The 15,925-nt window shown below is 43.7% G+C and carries 17 protein-coding genes; 11 read left to right on the top strand and 6 right to left on the bottom strand.

The window, feature by feature from the left end; genetic code table 11:
• Positions 1–4: 4 nt before the first annotated feature.
• Positions 5–1,261: a replication initiation factor domain-containing protein gene (locus tag DBX26_RS07530; RefSeq protein WP_118118560.1), complete on the bottom strand. Its 1,257-nt coding sequence runs from the start codon at positions 1,259–1,261 to the stop codon at positions 5–7.
• On the bottom strand, positions 1,254–1,478 hold the full coding sequence (locus tag DBX26_RS07525) for a hypothetical protein (RefSeq protein WP_118118558.1): 225 nt from the start codon (positions 1,476–1,478) through the stop codon (positions 1,254–1,256). Before DBX26_RS07525 ends, DBX26_RS07530 begins: the two co-directional genes overlap by 8 nt.
• 134 nt (positions 1,479–1,612) lie before the next feature.
• On the opposite strand from DBX26_RS07525, the gene DBX26_RS07520 reads away from it, so the two are divergent.
• On the top strand, positions 1,613–1,969 hold the full coding sequence (locus tag DBX26_RS07520) for a DUF3693 domain-containing protein (protein WP_118118556.1): 357 nt from the start codon (positions 1,613–1,615) through the stop codon (positions 1,967–1,969).
• A 167-nt stretch (positions 1,970–2,136) separates the two neighbouring features.
• Here DBX26_RS07520 and DBX26_RS07515 read toward each other — a convergent pair whose 3' ends face one another.
• From DBX26_RS07515 to DBX26_RS07505, 3 genes are all read right to left on the bottom strand, one after another.
• Complete coding sequence (locus tag DBX26_RS07515; RefSeq protein WP_118118554.1) at positions 2,137–3,867, bottom strand: ATP-binding protein; 1,731 nt, start codon at positions 3,865–3,867, stop codon at positions 2,137–2,139.
• Positions 3,857–5,038: an FIST signal transduction protein gene (locus DBX26_RS07510; RefSeq protein WP_118118552.1), complete on the bottom strand. Its 1,182-nt coding sequence runs from the start codon at positions 5,036–5,038 to the stop codon at positions 3,857–3,859. The genes DBX26_RS07515 and DBX26_RS07510 overlap by 11 nt, the downstream gene beginning before the upstream one ends.
• A 113-nt stretch (positions 5,039–5,151) precedes the next feature.
• Positions 5,152–5,508 (bottom strand): hypothetical protein, encoded by a 357-nt coding sequence (locus DBX26_RS07505; protein ID WP_014231843.1) that lies wholly within the window; start codon positions 5,506–5,508, stop codon positions 5,152–5,154.
• 258 nt (positions 5,509–5,766) lie between these two features.
• Here DBX26_RS07505 and ccoN point away from each other — a divergent pair, with 258 nt between their 5' ends.
• The 10 genes from ccoN to uspE all read left to right on the top strand — a co-directional run bounded on the left by ccoN (position 5,767) and on the right by uspE (position 14,766).
• Complete coding sequence (ccoN, locus tag DBX26_RS07500) at positions 5,767–7,194, top strand: cytochrome-c oxidase, cbb3-type subunit I (RefSeq protein ID WP_020333287.1); 1,428 nt, start codon at positions 5,767–5,769, stop codon at positions 7,192–7,194.
• A gap of 13 nt (positions 7,195–7,207) precedes the next feature.
• Positions 7,208–7,828: a cytochrome-c oxidase, cbb3-type subunit II gene (ccoO, locus tag DBX26_RS07495; RefSeq protein ID WP_020333286.1), complete on the top strand. Its 621-nt coding sequence runs from the start codon at positions 7,208–7,210 to the stop codon at positions 7,826–7,828.
• Positions 7,829–7,837: 9 nt separating this feature from the next.
• A complete protein-coding gene (locus tag DBX26_RS07490; protein WP_014231840.1) occupies positions 7,838–8,011 on the top strand; it encodes a CcoQ/FixQ family Cbb3-type cytochrome c oxidase assembly chaperone in 174 nt (57 codons plus the stop codon).
• A complete protein-coding gene (gene ccoP, locus DBX26_RS07485) occupies positions 8,011–8,985 on the top strand; it encodes a cytochrome-c oxidase, cbb3-type subunit III (protein WP_014231839.1) in 975 nt (324 codons plus the stop codon). Before DBX26_RS07490 ends, ccoP begins: the two co-directional genes overlap by 1 nt.
• 105 nt (positions 8,986–9,090) lie before the next feature.
• Complete coding sequence (locus tag DBX26_RS07480; RefSeq protein WP_014231838.1) at positions 9,091–9,567, top strand: FixH family protein; 477 nt, start codon at positions 9,091–9,093, stop codon at positions 9,565–9,567.
• Between the two features lie 4 nt (positions 9,568–9,571).
• Complete coding sequence (locus DBX26_RS07475; RefSeq protein WP_118118550.1) at positions 9,572–11,935, top strand: heavy metal translocating P-type ATPase metal-binding domain-containing protein; 2,364 nt, start codon at positions 9,572–9,574, stop codon at positions 11,933–11,935.
• Between the two features lie 15 nt (positions 11,936–11,950).
• Positions 11,951–12,115, top strand: coding sequence for a cbb3-type cytochrome oxidase assembly protein CcoS (gene ccoS / locus DBX26_RS07470; protein ID WP_014231836.1), 165 nt, complete (start codon positions 11,951–11,953; stop codon positions 12,113–12,115).
• 8 nt (positions 12,116–12,123) lie between these two features.
• Entirely contained in the window at positions 12,124–12,801 is a 678-nt protein-coding gene (locus tag DBX26_RS07465) for a sulfite exporter TauE/SafE family protein (protein ID WP_065296839.1), read from the top strand.
• A 90-nt stretch (positions 12,802–12,891) separates the two neighbouring features.
• A complete protein-coding gene (locus tag DBX26_RS07460; protein WP_014231834.1) occupies positions 12,892–13,638 on the top strand; it encodes an FNR family transcription factor in 747 nt (248 codons plus the stop codon).
• 180 nt (positions 13,639–13,818) lie between these two features.
• Positions 13,819–14,766: a universal stress protein UspE gene (gene uspE, locus DBX26_RS07455; RefSeq protein ID WP_014231833.1), complete on the top strand. Its 948-nt coding sequence runs from the start codon at positions 13,819–13,821 to the stop codon at positions 14,764–14,766.
• Between the two features lie 112 nt (positions 14,767–14,878).
• Here the strand turns inward: uspE and ttcA are convergent, their stop codons facing one another.
• The gene (gene ttcA, locus DBX26_RS07450) at positions 14,879–15,772 is read right to left on the bottom strand and encodes a tRNA 2-thiocytidine(32) synthetase TtcA (RefSeq protein ID WP_020333282.1); all 894 of its coding nucleotides are present in this window, start codon (positions 15,770–15,772) and stop codon (positions 14,879–14,881) included.
• Positions 15,773–15,925 lie beyond the last annotated feature (153 nt).

Here is a 15,925-nt window from a genome sequence, read left to right as displayed (position 1 = left end):
TCATTTACTCCAGATTGATTGCGTTTAAAGCCCGACCGACTGGAAAGTTAATCCGGTCGGGGATATCCGTAATATCTAAGCCGTCAGTAAGACGCTTAATGATTTTTTCATGCGAATTCTTTTCATCGGCGTAAAGCTGTGACATTAAGTTAATCAACTTGCCGTATTGCGTTTTCGCATGCTTGATAGCGTTCTCTAATGTTGTTTTGAATTGCACCTTAACCGTTGGAATCGCAACAGGGGCAACACTAGGAATCAAAGACGATAGAGCAGGGTACGCACCCGAAAAATACTGGTCACTGTTAGTCAGTACATCCAAAGGAATCACACGGAAGCGATTACCAATTTGCACCTCGAAACGGTTCCAGTTTGGGAAGTCCTTACACTTAAGTTGTGCACCCTTATGGTAGGCGCGGAATATCTTGCCGTTCTCACGTGCACCCACGTAAAACGTATGACCCGCATCAGGAACCAAACCGCATTTTCTACGGTCTTCTTTACTCATACCGCGACCGCCCCAAAACTCACCCCATGAGGGAGGCGTACCGCGAGTAATGAACTCACCGTTGCAATAACGTTCCTTAATTTCATCAATCGTCACATTGCCTTGCATGTCATCCAACGCAATATCAACACGGGTCAACTTGGTATTAGGAATCTGCTTAAGCGCATGTTGAAGTTTTGCCATATCAACCGCCTCGCAGCCCTTACCAGAGAACGATACATAAAAGCCAAAGTTAGTCGCGCCCCATGCCACTAAACCCGCTTGCGTACCGTTACAAAGCAACTTAGCCGAATGACGATAACCAGAAAATCCGCCGCCTTTACGTTGGATTTCCCAATGATTACCCTCATAGCTGATTTCGTTCTGAAGTACCTCAAGAAACGATTCCACCTCACCGTGACAAAGCACGTCCAACATATCGATACCAATGTTGGAAATCAGACTGTCGTAACACTCTTTAAACGTCTTATCCGTGGCGATTTCTAAATTGGCGTTCTTTAGTTCTTTGTCCGCCGCCGCAAAATAGAGATCACTATTGGCGAATTCACTACGCTCATCACAGCCAAGTACCTCCGCCAAATTTTCCATAAAGTAGGCGATTTTCGTTTTCTCACGATGTGCGATAGCCACGGCGTTTTGTGATTCAAACTCATTGATTTGAGTGATCGCAAAACGTTCCTTAGCCATATTTTTACAGCGTTCTAATAACTCAGGAGAGCCAGAGAAGCTCACAAAGTCGATAAGAGTTCTATTCATCGCAGTAATCCGCATCAAACGCGCCAGACTCACGAAGCTCGCGTTCATTTTCATCCGTGATTTGAATCAGTTCACGACACTCACCACACGCAAACAGATACATTTCCTGTTTAGACTTGAAGTACTCAGGCTGACCATCAATAGAGCACCAAAAGCCGTCTGAATGATGCTCGAAGTAAACCGGACGTTTTTGAGGTCTATTAAGTTCAAAAGCCATTGTTAAGTCTCTTAGGGGTGTTGAGTACGTAAATTCACATATAGTAAATATGTAAATTCACATATTGTAAATACGTCAATTTACGTGCTAATGCGCTATGATTGATCCAAGTATCGAAAGATGGAGTTTTAAAAATGTATACAAACCAACTGCTAGAAGCCTACAAAGCACAAATGAAATATGTGCAATACAAGCAGATTGCACATGATTTAGGGATAAGCCCTCAAATGCTGACAGATATAAGAAAAGGAAGAAACTTTCTTAAGGAACATCAGATACTTATGCTTGCTGAGGCAATTGGCGAAGATAAAGAAAAGGCGTTAGTCGGTTTGGCGATGGATAAAGCCAAAACGTACGAGGCGCAGACGCTATGGCACAGCATCGGAAAAAAGTTTAACGGGCTAGGTTTATCAAGTATTTCAATGAGTTGCGTGGCTTTCCTTATGGCTAAACTAGAACTGGCTCACTACGCATTATGTATATTATGTTAAATAAAGCATAACGCTACGCCAAATCTAGACTGATTTAACCTCCTATCCCTCTCTTATTTCAATTTCATCCAGGGTTTTGAGGCTTTCATTAAACATAATGGCTATTTACCATAAAATACTTAATATAGATCTTAATAATCTATCGATTGTTAAGATCTATATTAAGGCTAATCATTTTCTACAAACACTTGAATGGCTTCATAGATGTCTTGTCTACGGACTGGTTTGGAAATGAAGCTGTCCATACCGGCTTCTAAGCATTTGTCACGGTCACTTTCTAAAGCGTGTGCTGTTAATGCGATGATTGGAATCGTGATGCCTTTCTCTCGGATCAAGCGCGTTGCGGTAATGCCGTCCATGACTGGCATCGATACATCCATAAGTATAATGTCGATTGAGTCGCTGTTATCTTCCAGAAATGCCAGTGCTTCTTCACCATGGCTTGAGATGTGAACGTTATGTCCTAACTTGTTGAGAATTAATTTAATCACGAGCTGGTTTGAATGCGTATCTTCAACCACAAGTAAATTTAATGCTTTGACTGGGCTGTTTGCTTCAATTTTTACAGGACGATTCTGATGAAGCCTAGTCAATACCGGAATCTTTATAGTGAATGACGAGCCCACGTGTTCTTTACTATCAACTATGATGGTTCCGCGCATCATCTCCACTAAATGTTTGGTGATGGCCAGGCCTAATCCTGTTCCTCCGAAACGTCTGGTTATCGATCTGTCGCCTTGATGAAAAGCCGTGAATAAACGAGCTTGTTTGGCTTTTGATATACCAATGCCCGTGTCAGAGACGGAAATTATTAGCTCGTCTTTCTGTTCCAAAACCGAAACGCTCACTGTACCGCTGTCGGTGAATTTAATCGCGTTACCGATAAGATTAAATAAGACCTGAGATAACCTGGTCGAATCAATCCAATACTGTTTGTCTGGCGGTATGCGGCAATCAAGATTGAAGTTGAGGTTTTTACTAATAGCTATTTGTTTTTGCTGGGAAATAACAAACGTCACAGCGTCACTTAAATTGGTCCACTGCTCATGTAACTGAAAGCTACCCGACTCGATTTTAGAGAGATCCAGGATGTCACTTATGATGGCGAGAAGCAGTTCCGCAGAGCTCTCCATTTGACACAGCGCTTCGAACTGCTCGTTGGATAATGTTGATTGCCTTAGTATATCGAGCATACCCAGAACGGAATTAAGCGGCGTTCGGATTTCATGGCTCATCATGGCCAGAAACTCGGACTTAGATTGGTTTGCGAGTTCAGCTTCTTCGCGTGCTTTAGCTAGCTCTGTTGTACGTACATCAACGATACGTTGTAACTTCTCTTTGGTCTCGATGTCTATTACCGCTCGCTCTATTAGAGGGCGAAAGCGTCGAAGTGTTTCTTTGTTTTCAATACTGAAGTGCCCTTTTTGTGCTCCAATTAATAGGATTATATTTTGAGTTACTTCAGAGCGAATGCCAGTCAGAATGACAGAGTTCACGTGGTTCTTGACGAATATATTTAAGTTAGAGAACTCGCCCAACCTTAATGGTTCGAACAGTAATACACATTCACCATTTAGCGCTCGCTCCATGGTGTTACCGTGTAACCAATTAACCGTATCGAATACGCTGTTCGTTGATATTAACGTTTTGAAAGATTGCCTGTTATCGTCACGAGTAATAACGATAAAGTCTTCAAAGTTAATGTATTTTTTTAAGACCGTATTTAAGCCAGAGAAGATTTCATTGCGGTTTTTGGCTTCGCTCATGGCTGATATTGCCGAAAGAATGGCTTTGTTCTCGTCAGCGAGCAATTTTTCTCTATGCTTGGCTTGTTGTAACTCAACCAATGCTTCCTGCAAAGCTTCTTGCTGGTAGGTCTCTAAATATTTATCTTTCATAAGGCTTATGGAATATCGCTGATGAGATCATTAGGTTCCCATGTCCATTTTCGCCACCAATAAATCTTCCTTGTTCGCCAAAGGTAAATGGGCATATAAATGGCAGGTGTTCCAGTTCTTGGTTGATTTGTTCACAAACGCTGTTCATGTCTTGCTTCAAGTGCAACATGGGCCCTGCGCAAAAGATGTTGATGACGCCAATTTTACGAGACTCTTCTAGTTTTTGGTTGAAGGCGATATTCACAACTTTTGCCGCTCTGGCAAGCAAGTGTTCCCGACTCCCTTTCATTAAAGTGATCTCTTCTCCTTCGTCAATATCGGTAAAGAGTTCGATGCCTCCATCGGCGGTTTCTCTTATTGGGTGAGATAGTTTGTAGTAAGGCCGATCGTACAAATGACCTGCGACTCTTCCGATTGGGTATGCGCTGGAGTTAGTGAATAGCAGGTTGTCTTTACCTGTTTGATTTTGCTGGTGATTGGTCCATTGTCTATAGCGCTCTAGTGCAGGCTCACCGTCAATTTCTAACAAACAACGTCCTTCGGTTTTAGTGGCAATACCTTTGATGTTGGTCGAGGTGTGTCCAGCACTAAAAGCGATATCTACATGTTGTGAGGAATAGAATAGAGTGAGGCTCACGCCTGATTGTTGTTGGCCTTGCGCGGTAATAATGGACCAGTTTCCTTTAATATTATTATCGGCTGCCGAACCACCAATAATCGGTACTAGTGTGCCAAACCTTTGATCGATAGATTCGATTATTGATTCTTCTCTGCCAGGCGTCGCGTGGAGAAGGATTAAGTCAGGTATTTCCCCTACTCGATCGGCATCTTCAAGTGCCATATCCAACGCGTGCATGACGCCTTCGTTTTGAGTGCAGTGAGAAATGCCAGTACCGTATGCATGTGGGCCGTGATCGTAAATAGCCAATGCCGCGATAACTGGCCCGGAATGAAAACCTTGGTCTGTCATTACGGCTTGGCAAGAACTGGCTCCATGAAAAGGCGTATCAGGAAAATTCTTGAGTAGAGCTGTACGTATTAGCTCAGAGTCATACTCTTCTGTGTAATAACAGATGACGTATGCTGGGTTCTTTTGAGTCAACTCAGAACGCAGCGTTTTAACGGCTGAATGTTCATCTGTGATATGAGTAAAAACTGATTGGCACTGCATACGCTTTTAATATTGTTCATGACTTTGTTGTTATACCACTCCTACCGATTTTCACTAAGTAAGAAGGTTTAATTTTCTTAAACAAATTCCAATTATCGCGGCTGATCTCCAATTTATAAATGCACTAAGACAATATTTTGATTTACGCTGAGCTTAATAACTTTGCTTGGTGAAATAGACTTCCATTCAATATTTTGATTAATGTCCTTTACATTAATAAATTCACCTGATTGATCTAGATCAATTTTCAGAGTGCTACTTTCTAGCGTTTCGATTGAAATTCCCTTTGAGTCACGATTAATTGTGATTCTTTCCCCCGATATTGTTAATTCACATCGCTCTTTTTGTGAGCAGTCGATGCTTTTGGGTGTCTCGTGGGTAAAGGTTCGCCATAAAAATGCGCCAACTAAAACACTGAGCATGATTAAGATTTGTGCGAGTCTCGCCTTTGTTAACTTTTGTGCCGGCATAAATACCAATATCCTTGTTACAAACTTCAAACTTTTTAAATAAAAAATGTGTTCCCGAGCTTCATTAAGGTTACTACCCTGTCATTGAATTGTTAATTCAAGTATAGTGTCGAGCTGAAAATGCCACTTTTTATTAAAGTCAGCAATGGAAATAAAGTGATGATAACACTTGAATTCTAGAGTTTACTTGGGTGGTGTTACGACGCAAGTCGTGTTGGAAGTAAAAGTGTAGTTAATTAGAAATTGGAAGCATGCATAATGAGCCAAGTAAAGCAGCTTGAACAAAACTACAACTATACAGTCGTTCGCCAATTTACCCTTGTGACCATTTTATGGGGCATAGTTGGTATGGCTGTTGGTGTTTTGATTGCCGCTCAATTAGTTTGGCCACAGCTAAACTTTGATACGCCGTGGTTGACGTACAGTCGTTTACGTCCGCTGCATACTAATGCGGTAATTTTTGCGTTTGGTACCAGTGCTCTGTTCGCAACATCTTATTATGTTGTTCAGCGTACTTGTCAAACACGTCTTTTTGGTGGCCCACTCGTTGCCTTCACCTTTTGGGGTTGGCAATTAATCATCTTAGCCGCAGCAATTACTCTACCACAGGGGATGACCACCTCTAAAGAGTACGCTGAGCTAGAATGGCCTATTGATATCGCAATCGCGATTGTATGGGTTTCGTACGCAGTGGTGTTCTTCGGAACATTGGTAAAACGTAAGACCTCCCACATTTATGTGGCGAACTGGTTCTTCGGCGCGTTTATCATCACCGTAGCAGTACTTCACATCGTGAACAGCATGGCAGTTCCTGTTTCCTTGACTAAATCGTACTCGATTTATTCTGGAGCAGTGGATGCGATGGTTCAATGGTGGTATGGACACAATGCGGTAGGTTTCCTACTGACCGCTGGTTTCCTAGGTATGATGTACTACTTCGTCCCTAAACAAGCTGAACGTCCTGTTTATTCTTACCGTTTATCTATCGTTCACTTCTGGGCATTGATCTCTCTATACATTTGGGCTGGTCCTCACCACCTTCACTATACTGCTCTACCTGACTGGACTCAGTCTTTGGGTATGGTGATGTCATTGGTTCTATTCGCTCCATCTTGGGGTGGTATGATCAACGGTATCATGACGCTGTCTGGTGCTTGGCATAAACTTCGTTATGACCCTATCCTACGTTTCCTAATTGTGTCGTTGTCTTTCTACGGTATGTCTACCTTCGAAGGCCCAATGATGGCAATCAAGACAGTAAACGCACTTTCTCACTACACCGACTGGACCATTGGTCACGTTCACTCTGGTGCTTTGGGTTGGGTTGCTATGGTGTCTATCGGTTCGGTTTACCACTTGGTACCTCGCCTGTTCGGCCAAGAGCGTATGTACTCAGTTGGTTTGGTTAACGTGCATTTCTGGTTAGCAACAATCGGTACGGTTCTATACATCGTAGCGATGTGGATCTCTGGTGTTATGCAAGGCCTAATGTGGCGCGCAGTTAACTCTGACGGTACTCTGACTTACAGCTTTGTTGAGTCGGTACAAGCGTCATACCCATTCTATTTTGTACGTTTCCTAGGTGGTTTAATCTTCCTATCAGGTATGATTCTAATGGCATACAACACGTACAAAACAGTGACTGCACCTAAAGAGAGCCTTAAGGCTATCCCACATCCGGCATAAGGAGATTTAAAGAATGAGTAATAATTCTAATAATCGCCATGAATTCCTAGAACGTAATGTCGGTTTGTTGGCTATTTTTATCGTTTTTGCTATCAGTTGGGGCGCGCTTGTTGAAATCACGCCTCTGATTTTCCAAAAACAAACTACTGAGCCTGTAGAAAACCTACGCGCTTATACGCCTCTTGAAATGGAAGGCCGTGATCTATACATCCGTGAAGGTTGTAGCGTTTGTCACAGCCAGATGGTACGTCCTTTCCGTTCAGAAACTGAGCGTTACGGTCACTACTCTGTCGCTGGTGAAAGCGTTTGGGAACACCCTTTCCTTTGGGGTTCTAAGCGTACTGGTCCAGATCTGGCTCGTGTAGGTGGTCGTTATTCTGACGAGTGGCACCGTGTTCACCTAATTGATCCACGTGAACTTGTTCCAGAATCAAACATGCCTGGTTTCCCATGGTTAGCTGAAAACGTCTTAGACGGCAGTTTGACACAGAAGAAACTTGAGTTGTTCCGTGATCAGTTCGGTGTTCCATACACTGATGAACAGATCGCGAATGCGGCTAAAGAAGTAGAAGGTAAAACAGAGATGGATGCAATCATCGCTTACCTTCAGTCTCTTGGTCATGCAATGAAGTAAGGGGGACTTATGGATTTCGGTACGATTCATAGTGTTTATACCGTTGTGCTCTTCGCCAGTTTTATCGGCATTGTATGGTGGGCATTTAGCAAGAAACGTAAATCGCGTTTCGAAGAAGATGCTTACCTGGTCTTTGCTGACGAAGAACAAGCGACCCCACATAACCAAGGAGTGAAGAAGTAATGACTACATTCTGGAGTCTCTGGATTATCGTGATTACTATCGGTACGCTAGTAGGCTGTGCAATCCTCCTGACTTGGTGCGCCAAAGATAAAATGGGCGTCGAGGAAGGGGCTGACATGGGCCACGAGTACGATGGTATTCGCGAGCTAAACAACCCGCTGCCTAAGTGGTGGACTTACCTTTTTGTGAGTACTTTCGTGTTTTCTGCGGTGTATCTTGCTCTGTTCCCGGGTTTAGGAAGCTTTAAAGGCTTTTTGAACTGGGAGAGCTCGGCTCAAGAAGTACGTTCACTTGAGGAATCAAAACAAGCCATCGCTGCGGCACAAGAGAACAAACAACTTAACCAATACGCTAAAGAGCTTGATGACGCGGATGCTTACTTTGGTGAAGCTTTCCGTAAGCTAGCACACAACGAAAACGGCTTACGCCCTGTTCCGGAAATTGCTAACGATCCTGAAGCACTTAAAGTTGGTCAACGTTTGTTCTTGCAAAACTGTTCACAATGTCACGGCTCAGATGCACGTGGTCAGCAAGGTTTCCCTAACCTGACTGATAACGCATGGCTGTATGGCGGTGAACCGCAAGCAATCGTAACAACCATCATGCATGGTCGTGTTGGCCAAATGCCAGCATGGAAAGATGCGCTTGGTGAAGAAGGCGTTCAAGAAGTGGTTAGCTACGCGCTTAGCCTTTCTGGTCGTAAAGTGAATGCTCGTGAAGCAGCAGCAGGTAAAGCACGCTTTGTTGTATGTGCGGCGTGTCACGGTACAGATGGTAAAGGTAACCCAGCAGTGGGTGCGCCTGACCTGACTGACCAAGACTGGTTGTTTGGTGATTCACGTGCAGCAGTTACTGAAACTGTTATGAATGGCCGTTCTGGTGTCATGCCTGCCTGGAAAGATATCCTAGGTGAAGACAAGATCCAGTTGGTTGCATCATATGTCTGGAGCTTAAGCAACTCCGAGAGTAAATAACCAAGATATTCAGTAACATTGCAATAACAGCCCCTTTCATAGGGGCTGTCTTTCCTTTAAATTTAAAGCCTCCTATTTTTTCATTTAGCTGTTGAGAACTTTTTTATGGTAAAGCCTTGGTATAAACAATTTTGGCCGTGGTTCCTGATTATCCTTCCTCTTATTGTTATTGGCTGGACAATCGTGACAGTGGTTATCTTCTCAAATAACTCTGTTTCTTTAGTTGCCGAGGATTACTATAAAAAAGGTAAAGGAATTAACATCGACATCAGTAAAATGAATGTCGCTCGTGACCTGAATCTTAACGCGCATATTTCGTCTAATAGCAACACGGTTGTTATTCACTTTGATAAAGGCGAGTTGGCGCACTACCCAGCTTTAACCGCCACGTTTACTCATCGCACACTTCCTGATCGCGACTTTTCGAAGTTAATTACTGCGGACGCTTCTGGTAATTACCGATTAACGCCAGACGAAGATATCCTTGGTCCTTGGTTCATTGAGCTACAACCACACGACAAGCAATGGATGATTCAAGGTAAAGTTGAGTTTCCTGCCGCTGACACTGTTTTGATGAAGTAATCCTATGTGTAAATCCTGTTATCACTGCGGTGAAGATGTACCAGCCAACACGGATTTTAAGGTAGAAATACTTGGTGAAGTCCGTGATATGTGCTGCCCTGGTTGTCAGACGGTGGCACAAACGATCATTGATAGTGGTCTCGTCTCCTACTACCAGTACCGCACAGCGCCAGCTGAAAAAGCAGATCTCGTACCAGAGCAACTTCAAGCGCTGATTCACTACGATAATGAAGATGTCCAGTCTGAGTTTGTACGTCATCACGACAATGTTTCTGAAGTGACACTCTCCCTAGATGGTGTCTCTTGCGCAGCTTGTGCATGGTTGATCGAAAAACAAGTCTCCAACACCAAAGGTTTGGTTTCTATTCGCGTTAATACAACGACAAACCGAGCGTTACTTGCTTGGGACAAAACACAAGTTCGTTTGAGTGAGTTGCTTGCCGCGATTCATAAGTTGGGCTACAAGGCCGCACCATTTGAAGCGGACGTTCAAGAAGCCTCTTATCATCAAATGATGAAGCAATACCTTTACCGTTTAGGTATTGCAGGCCTTGCAACCATGCAGGTCATGATGCTCGCAGTGGCGTTGTATCTGGAAGTTTTTGGTGACCTGGAACCAGAGTTTAAAAACTACTTTCGCTGGGTCAGCCTGATATTCGCCACGCCTGTGCTTCTCTACTCTGCACTTCCTTTCTATCTAAATGCCTGGCGAAGCATCAAAGGACGCACATTGGGTATGGATGTGCCCGTCTCTATCGCCCTCATTTTTGCCTATGTCGCCAGCCTGGTCGCCACGTTTACCGAGCAAGGAGAAGTCTTCTTCGAATCGATTTCGATGTTTACTTTCTTCCTTCTTGTCGGACGTTTCCTCGAGATGCGTGCTCGTCGTAAAGCAGCAGCGGCAAGTGGTAACCTGCTTAAGTTGATTCCAGCTATTGCGACGACATTAGATGGCGAACAAATCCCAGTAAAGACACTGAAAATTGGTGATCGCATTCGCGTTCTGCCAGGTGAGCACATTCCTGCGGACGGTAAAGTTATTTCTGGTCGTATTCATATCGATGAATCCATGCTAACCGGTGAGTCAGTTCATGTGGTTAAGAAAGAAGGTGATGCTGTTTTTGCGGGAACACTTAACGGCGATGAATCGTTTGAACTTGAAGTGACGAGCTCTAAAGCGGACTCCGTCATTTCAAACATTGTACGTCTGCAAGATGAAGCTCAGCATTCAAAACCAAAAATTGCAGAAATCGCAGATGTGGTAGCCCGTTACTTTGTTGGTGCGATACTGATTATTTCGGCAGGTACTTGGTTGTATTGGCACCAAACTAAACCTGATGATGCGTTCTGGATCATGCTGTCAGTGTTGGTAGCGACCTGCCCTTGTGCACTGTCTTTGGCAACACCAACAGCGTTGACTTGTGCGACGTCAAGAATGGGTAACTTCGGTATTTTACTGCGTAAGGGACACGTTTTTGAAACATTGTGCAAAGTGAATCACCTTGTTGTCGATAAAACTGGAACCCTGACAAAAGGTGATATCGAAATCAGCCGTACGAGCGTTTTTGGTGAAATTTCCGAGTCTGAAAGTCTCGCACTAGCCGCTGCACTGGAAGCTCATGCTAACCACCCTATTGCTCGTTCATTTGCGCAGTACGCGAATGAAGATGTGGTTGTGTCAGAGGTGAAAAACGTTATTGGCTCTGGTATCGAAGGCTTATGGAACGGTAAAGACGTGAAAATCGGCAGCGCCGCGTTTGTCGTCAATGAAGGCTGTGATGAAAGTAACGCAGTGTATTTGTCGGTCAATGGAAAACATGCCGCGACGTTTTATTATCGCGACCCAATCCGTAAAGAAAGTCAGGCCTTTATCCAGCGTTTTGCCGAAGCAGGTATCAAGACCACATTACTTACTGGCGATTCAATACAAAATGCTCAGCCTGTTGCGGATGAAATCGGTATCGACCATGTGATCGCATCTGCAAAACCAGAAGACAAACTCGCGTATCTTAAGAGCCTGGATAGTGATGACATTACTATGATGGTTGGTGATGGTATCAACGATGCGCCGACACTGGCTGGCGCTCACCTGTCGGTAGCGATGGGCGGTGGTACAGACGTAGCAAAAGCATCCGCTGATATGACGCTACTGGGTGATAATCTGGAGAAATTATTAGAAGCTCGTTTGCTTGCGCTTCGTACAAGAAAAATCATCCGAGAAAACTTGGCTTGGTCTTTGGGCTACAACCTGTTAATTTTGCCGCTGGCGGTTGCGGGATTAGTTGCACCGTATGTTGCCGTTGTCGGGATGTCTGCAAGCTCAATTATCGTGGTATCCAACTCGTTGCGACTTCTAAAAGAGAAATAAATAGAGAAAGCTAACATGGAAAGCATATATATCTTAATTCCCATTGCCATTGTTCTGGTATGCGTTGCTGTCGCTATTTTCCTTTGGGCTGTCCGCAGTGATCAGTTTGAAGATCTCGAGCGTCAAGGTCACAACATTCTTCTTGATGAAGAAGACAAATCAGACAATAAGAAATCGTAACTTTCTCTATGAATCCTGATTTTATTGGAGCATTAATGATCGGACTCGTTGGGTCCGGTCACTGTATGGGCATGTGTGGTGGCATTGCATCTCTCCTCTCACTGGGCTCGTCACAAGACAAAAGTTCCCCCCTCATTCCACTGTTCTACAACATGGGTCGATTATCCAGCTACGCCTTGTTTGGCGCACTTATCGGTGGCGCTATTTCTGGATTGAGTGAATTAAGCGGATTGGCGCACTCTCTCGCGTGGCTTCGTTTGGTCGCAGCAATATTTATGATTTTAGTCGCTCTTTATGTGGCTAAATGGTGGCAAGGTCTACTAGTTGTAGAAAAACTCGGTCAGAGCCTTTGGAAGTTTATATCGCCTGCTGGTAAGAGTCTGCTTCCGTTAAAAAGCGCAATTCATGCACTGCCGTTCGGTTTTGTTTGGGGATGGCTACCATGTGGCTTGGTTTATTCGGCATTGACGTGGTCGGCTGTTTCCGGAAGTGCGGTAAACGGTGGTTTGATCATGCTCGCCTTTGGCGTGGGGACCCTTCCTTCGATGCTTGCTGTGAGTTACGGGGCAAGCTACTTTCAGAAACTACAAAAATCATTAATATTTAGAAACATCTCTGCATTAATTCTTATTAGTTATGGAACGTATACTGCTGCGGGTGCCATGCAAATGCTTGGTTTCATATAACTTGAAAGTCTATACCCACAATATTTTTGCTATCCTTTAGGATTAAGCAGTGCTAAAATATTGATGTATATCAAATAGTGAAAGGTTGTTATGATTTCTGAAAAACCTGCAACAAAGCGTGTCCAATCAGGTGGTTGTGCAATTCACTGCCAAGATTGTAGCATCAGTCAGTTGTGTATCCCATTCACTCTGAATGAATCTGAACTTGATCAGCTTGACCAAATCATTGAGCGTAAAAAGCCGATTCAAAAAGGCCAAGAGCTATTCAAAGCGGGCGATGAGCTTAAGTCTTTGTACGCTATCCGTTCTGGCACAATCAAGAGCTATACAATTACTGAACAAGGCGACGAGCAAATCACGGCGTTTCACTTAGCTGGTGACCTCGTGGGCTTTGACGCGATTACTGGTGACTGCCACCCAAGTTTTGCCCAAGCGTTAGAAACGTCGATGGTTTGTGAAATTCCATACGAAATTCTAGATGACTTGTCAGGTAAGATGCCTAAACTACGTCAGCAAATTATGCGTTTGATGAGTAACGAAATCAAAGGCGATCAGGAAATGATCCTGCTGCTTTCTAAGAAGAACGCTGAAGAGCGTCTGGCTGCATTCCTGTACAACCTATCAACACGCTTTTCTCAACGTGGCTTTAGTCCTAGAGAGTTCCGCCTAACGATGACTCGTGGTGATATTGGTAACTACCTTGGTCTGACCGTTGAAACGATCAGCCGTCTGTTGGGACGTTTCCAAAAATCTGAGATCTTAAGTGTAAAAGGTAAATATATCACTATCTTAGATCACGATGCGCTAATGGAACTTGCAGGCGTCACAACAGAGTAACCTCTCCTATTACTTGATGTGGCTTTTAGCTGAGCCACATCATGTTTCTCGCAAAATCCCTTCAAAAGTCCTCAAAATCTTCTTCAAACTGAGCTACATTAAAAATATACAGTGAGTACTCCAATATACTGATTTACTTTATATTCAGTAATTGGTCTTGCAATAAAAGTGGGCTTAGATATGAGTATATACAGTAAGATTCTAGTTGTTGCTAACATCAATAGTGATGATCAGCCGGCACTCGCAAGAGCAGTTCAATTAGCTCAAAAAAGCGTATCAAGAAGCCGAATTACTTTCTTTTTATCCATCTATGATTTTTCGTATGACATGACTTCAATGTTATCGGTGGATGAACGAGATGCGATGCGCCGGGGCGTTATCCATCAGCGTGAGCAGTGGATGCGTAAAATTGCTCAGCCATATTTAGACGACAGCTTTGACTTTGACGTGTGTGTGGTTTGGCACAATCGCCCTTACGAAGCCATCATAGGTGAAGTGTTTGCAGGCAGTCACGATCTGTTGATCAAGGGCACTCGAAAACATGATGTCTTAGAGTCTGTGATTTTCACACCTACAGACTGGCATTTGTTGCGTAAGTGCCCTATCCCGGTACTGCTTATCAAAAATGCGGACTGGCCGGAGCACGCTAATATTCTGGCTTCTGTTCACATTGGCTCTGAAAACGAAACGCACATTGACTTAAATGACTCGATGGTAGAACGTTTGAAAGAGATGTCCGGCCGTTTGAATGCCGAACCGTTCCTTGTTAACGCGTATCCGGTGACGCCAGCGAATATCACCATCGAGCTACCAGAATTTGATCCAACAACGTACACAGATGCCGTTCGTGGCCATCACCTAACCGCGATGAAAGCCCTGCGCCAAAAACATGGGCTGAATGAAGAGCAAACCATCGTTGAGCAAGGATTGCCTGAAGATGTTATCCCTGCAGCTGCAGAGCGTTTAAATGCGGCGATGGTTATTTTGGGTACGACTGGCCGTACAGGACTTTCAGCCGTCTTTATTGGTAATACGGCTGAGCATGTGATTGATAAGATCAACTGTGATGTTCTGGCATTGAAACCAAAAGGTTACATCAGCCCACTGGATCCAAATGAGGCGACTTAATCTAGCCATTCAATAGCTATCAAAAATCCCCCATTTAGGGGGATTTTTATTCATCGGGTACAAAACTAAAAAAGGAAGGCACTGCGGCCTTCCTTTTCTTAATTTATTTCAATCAGATGTTTGTCACATCAATGAACATAGACTCATCAATGTTCGTTGAAGAGACGACCGCTTCATTGAACTCGTACTCTTCACGGTTACCTTCGCGATCGAGTGGAAGGTTAACAAAGTCAAACAACTCTTTATCAGCCAATTGGCTTGGGCTTACGTTCTGAATTGATTTGAAAATCGCTTCGACGCGTCCAGGAGTCTTCTTATCCCATTCAATCAACATTGCTTTGATCGATTGGCGTTGCAAGTTCTCTTGAGAACCACACAAGTTACAAGGAATGATTGGGAAATCTTTGTGCTCTGCGTATTTGATTAAATCTTTTTCACGGCAGTACGTCAGTGGACGGATAACCACATTTCGACCATCATCCGAACGCAGCTTTGGAGGCATCGCCTTTAGACGCGAACCATGAAACATGTTTAGGAACATGGTTTCAACGATGTCATCCATGTGGTGACCTAAAGCAAGCTTAGTCGCACCAATCTTCTCAGCAAACGAATAAAGTGTACCGCGACGCAGACGTGAACACAGGCCACACGTCGTCTTACCTTCTGGCACTTTTTCTTTTACAACCGAGTAAGTATCCTTGTCTACGATGTAGTAAGGGATATCAAGCGTTTCGAAATACTCTGGAAGAATATGTTCTGGGAAGCCTGGCTGTTTCTGATCGAGGTTTACTGCAACTACTTCAAACTTAATTGGAGCAGCTTTTTGAAGATTCAGCAGGATATCCAGCATCGCAAATGAATCTTTACCACCACTTATACATGCCATGACAACATCACCTTCTTCAATCATGTTGTATTCGGTAATGGCATTTCCAACATTTCTTCTCAGGCGTTTCTGAAGCTTGTTGAATTCAAGGGTTTCTTTTCTTGTATCTTTCTGGTTCATTGCGAGCTCTCACATCGCCGATAAAATCGACGGTAGGACTTCCTAAGGTGGTTTTCTATGGGGCGTGGATTATACGGTCTTTTTACTTAGGATTAAATATTTGTCTTAATTGAGAACGGATAAATCCAATGTTTTGTTTACCCTAAAATGAAA

It is taken from the genome of Vibrio sp. dhg, from assembly GCF_003443775.1.
GTDB lineage: Bacteria > Pseudomonadota > Gammaproteobacteria > Enterobacterales > Vibrionaceae > Vibrio > Vibrio natriegens.
This window is presented reverse-complemented; position numbering and strand designations above follow the sequence as displayed.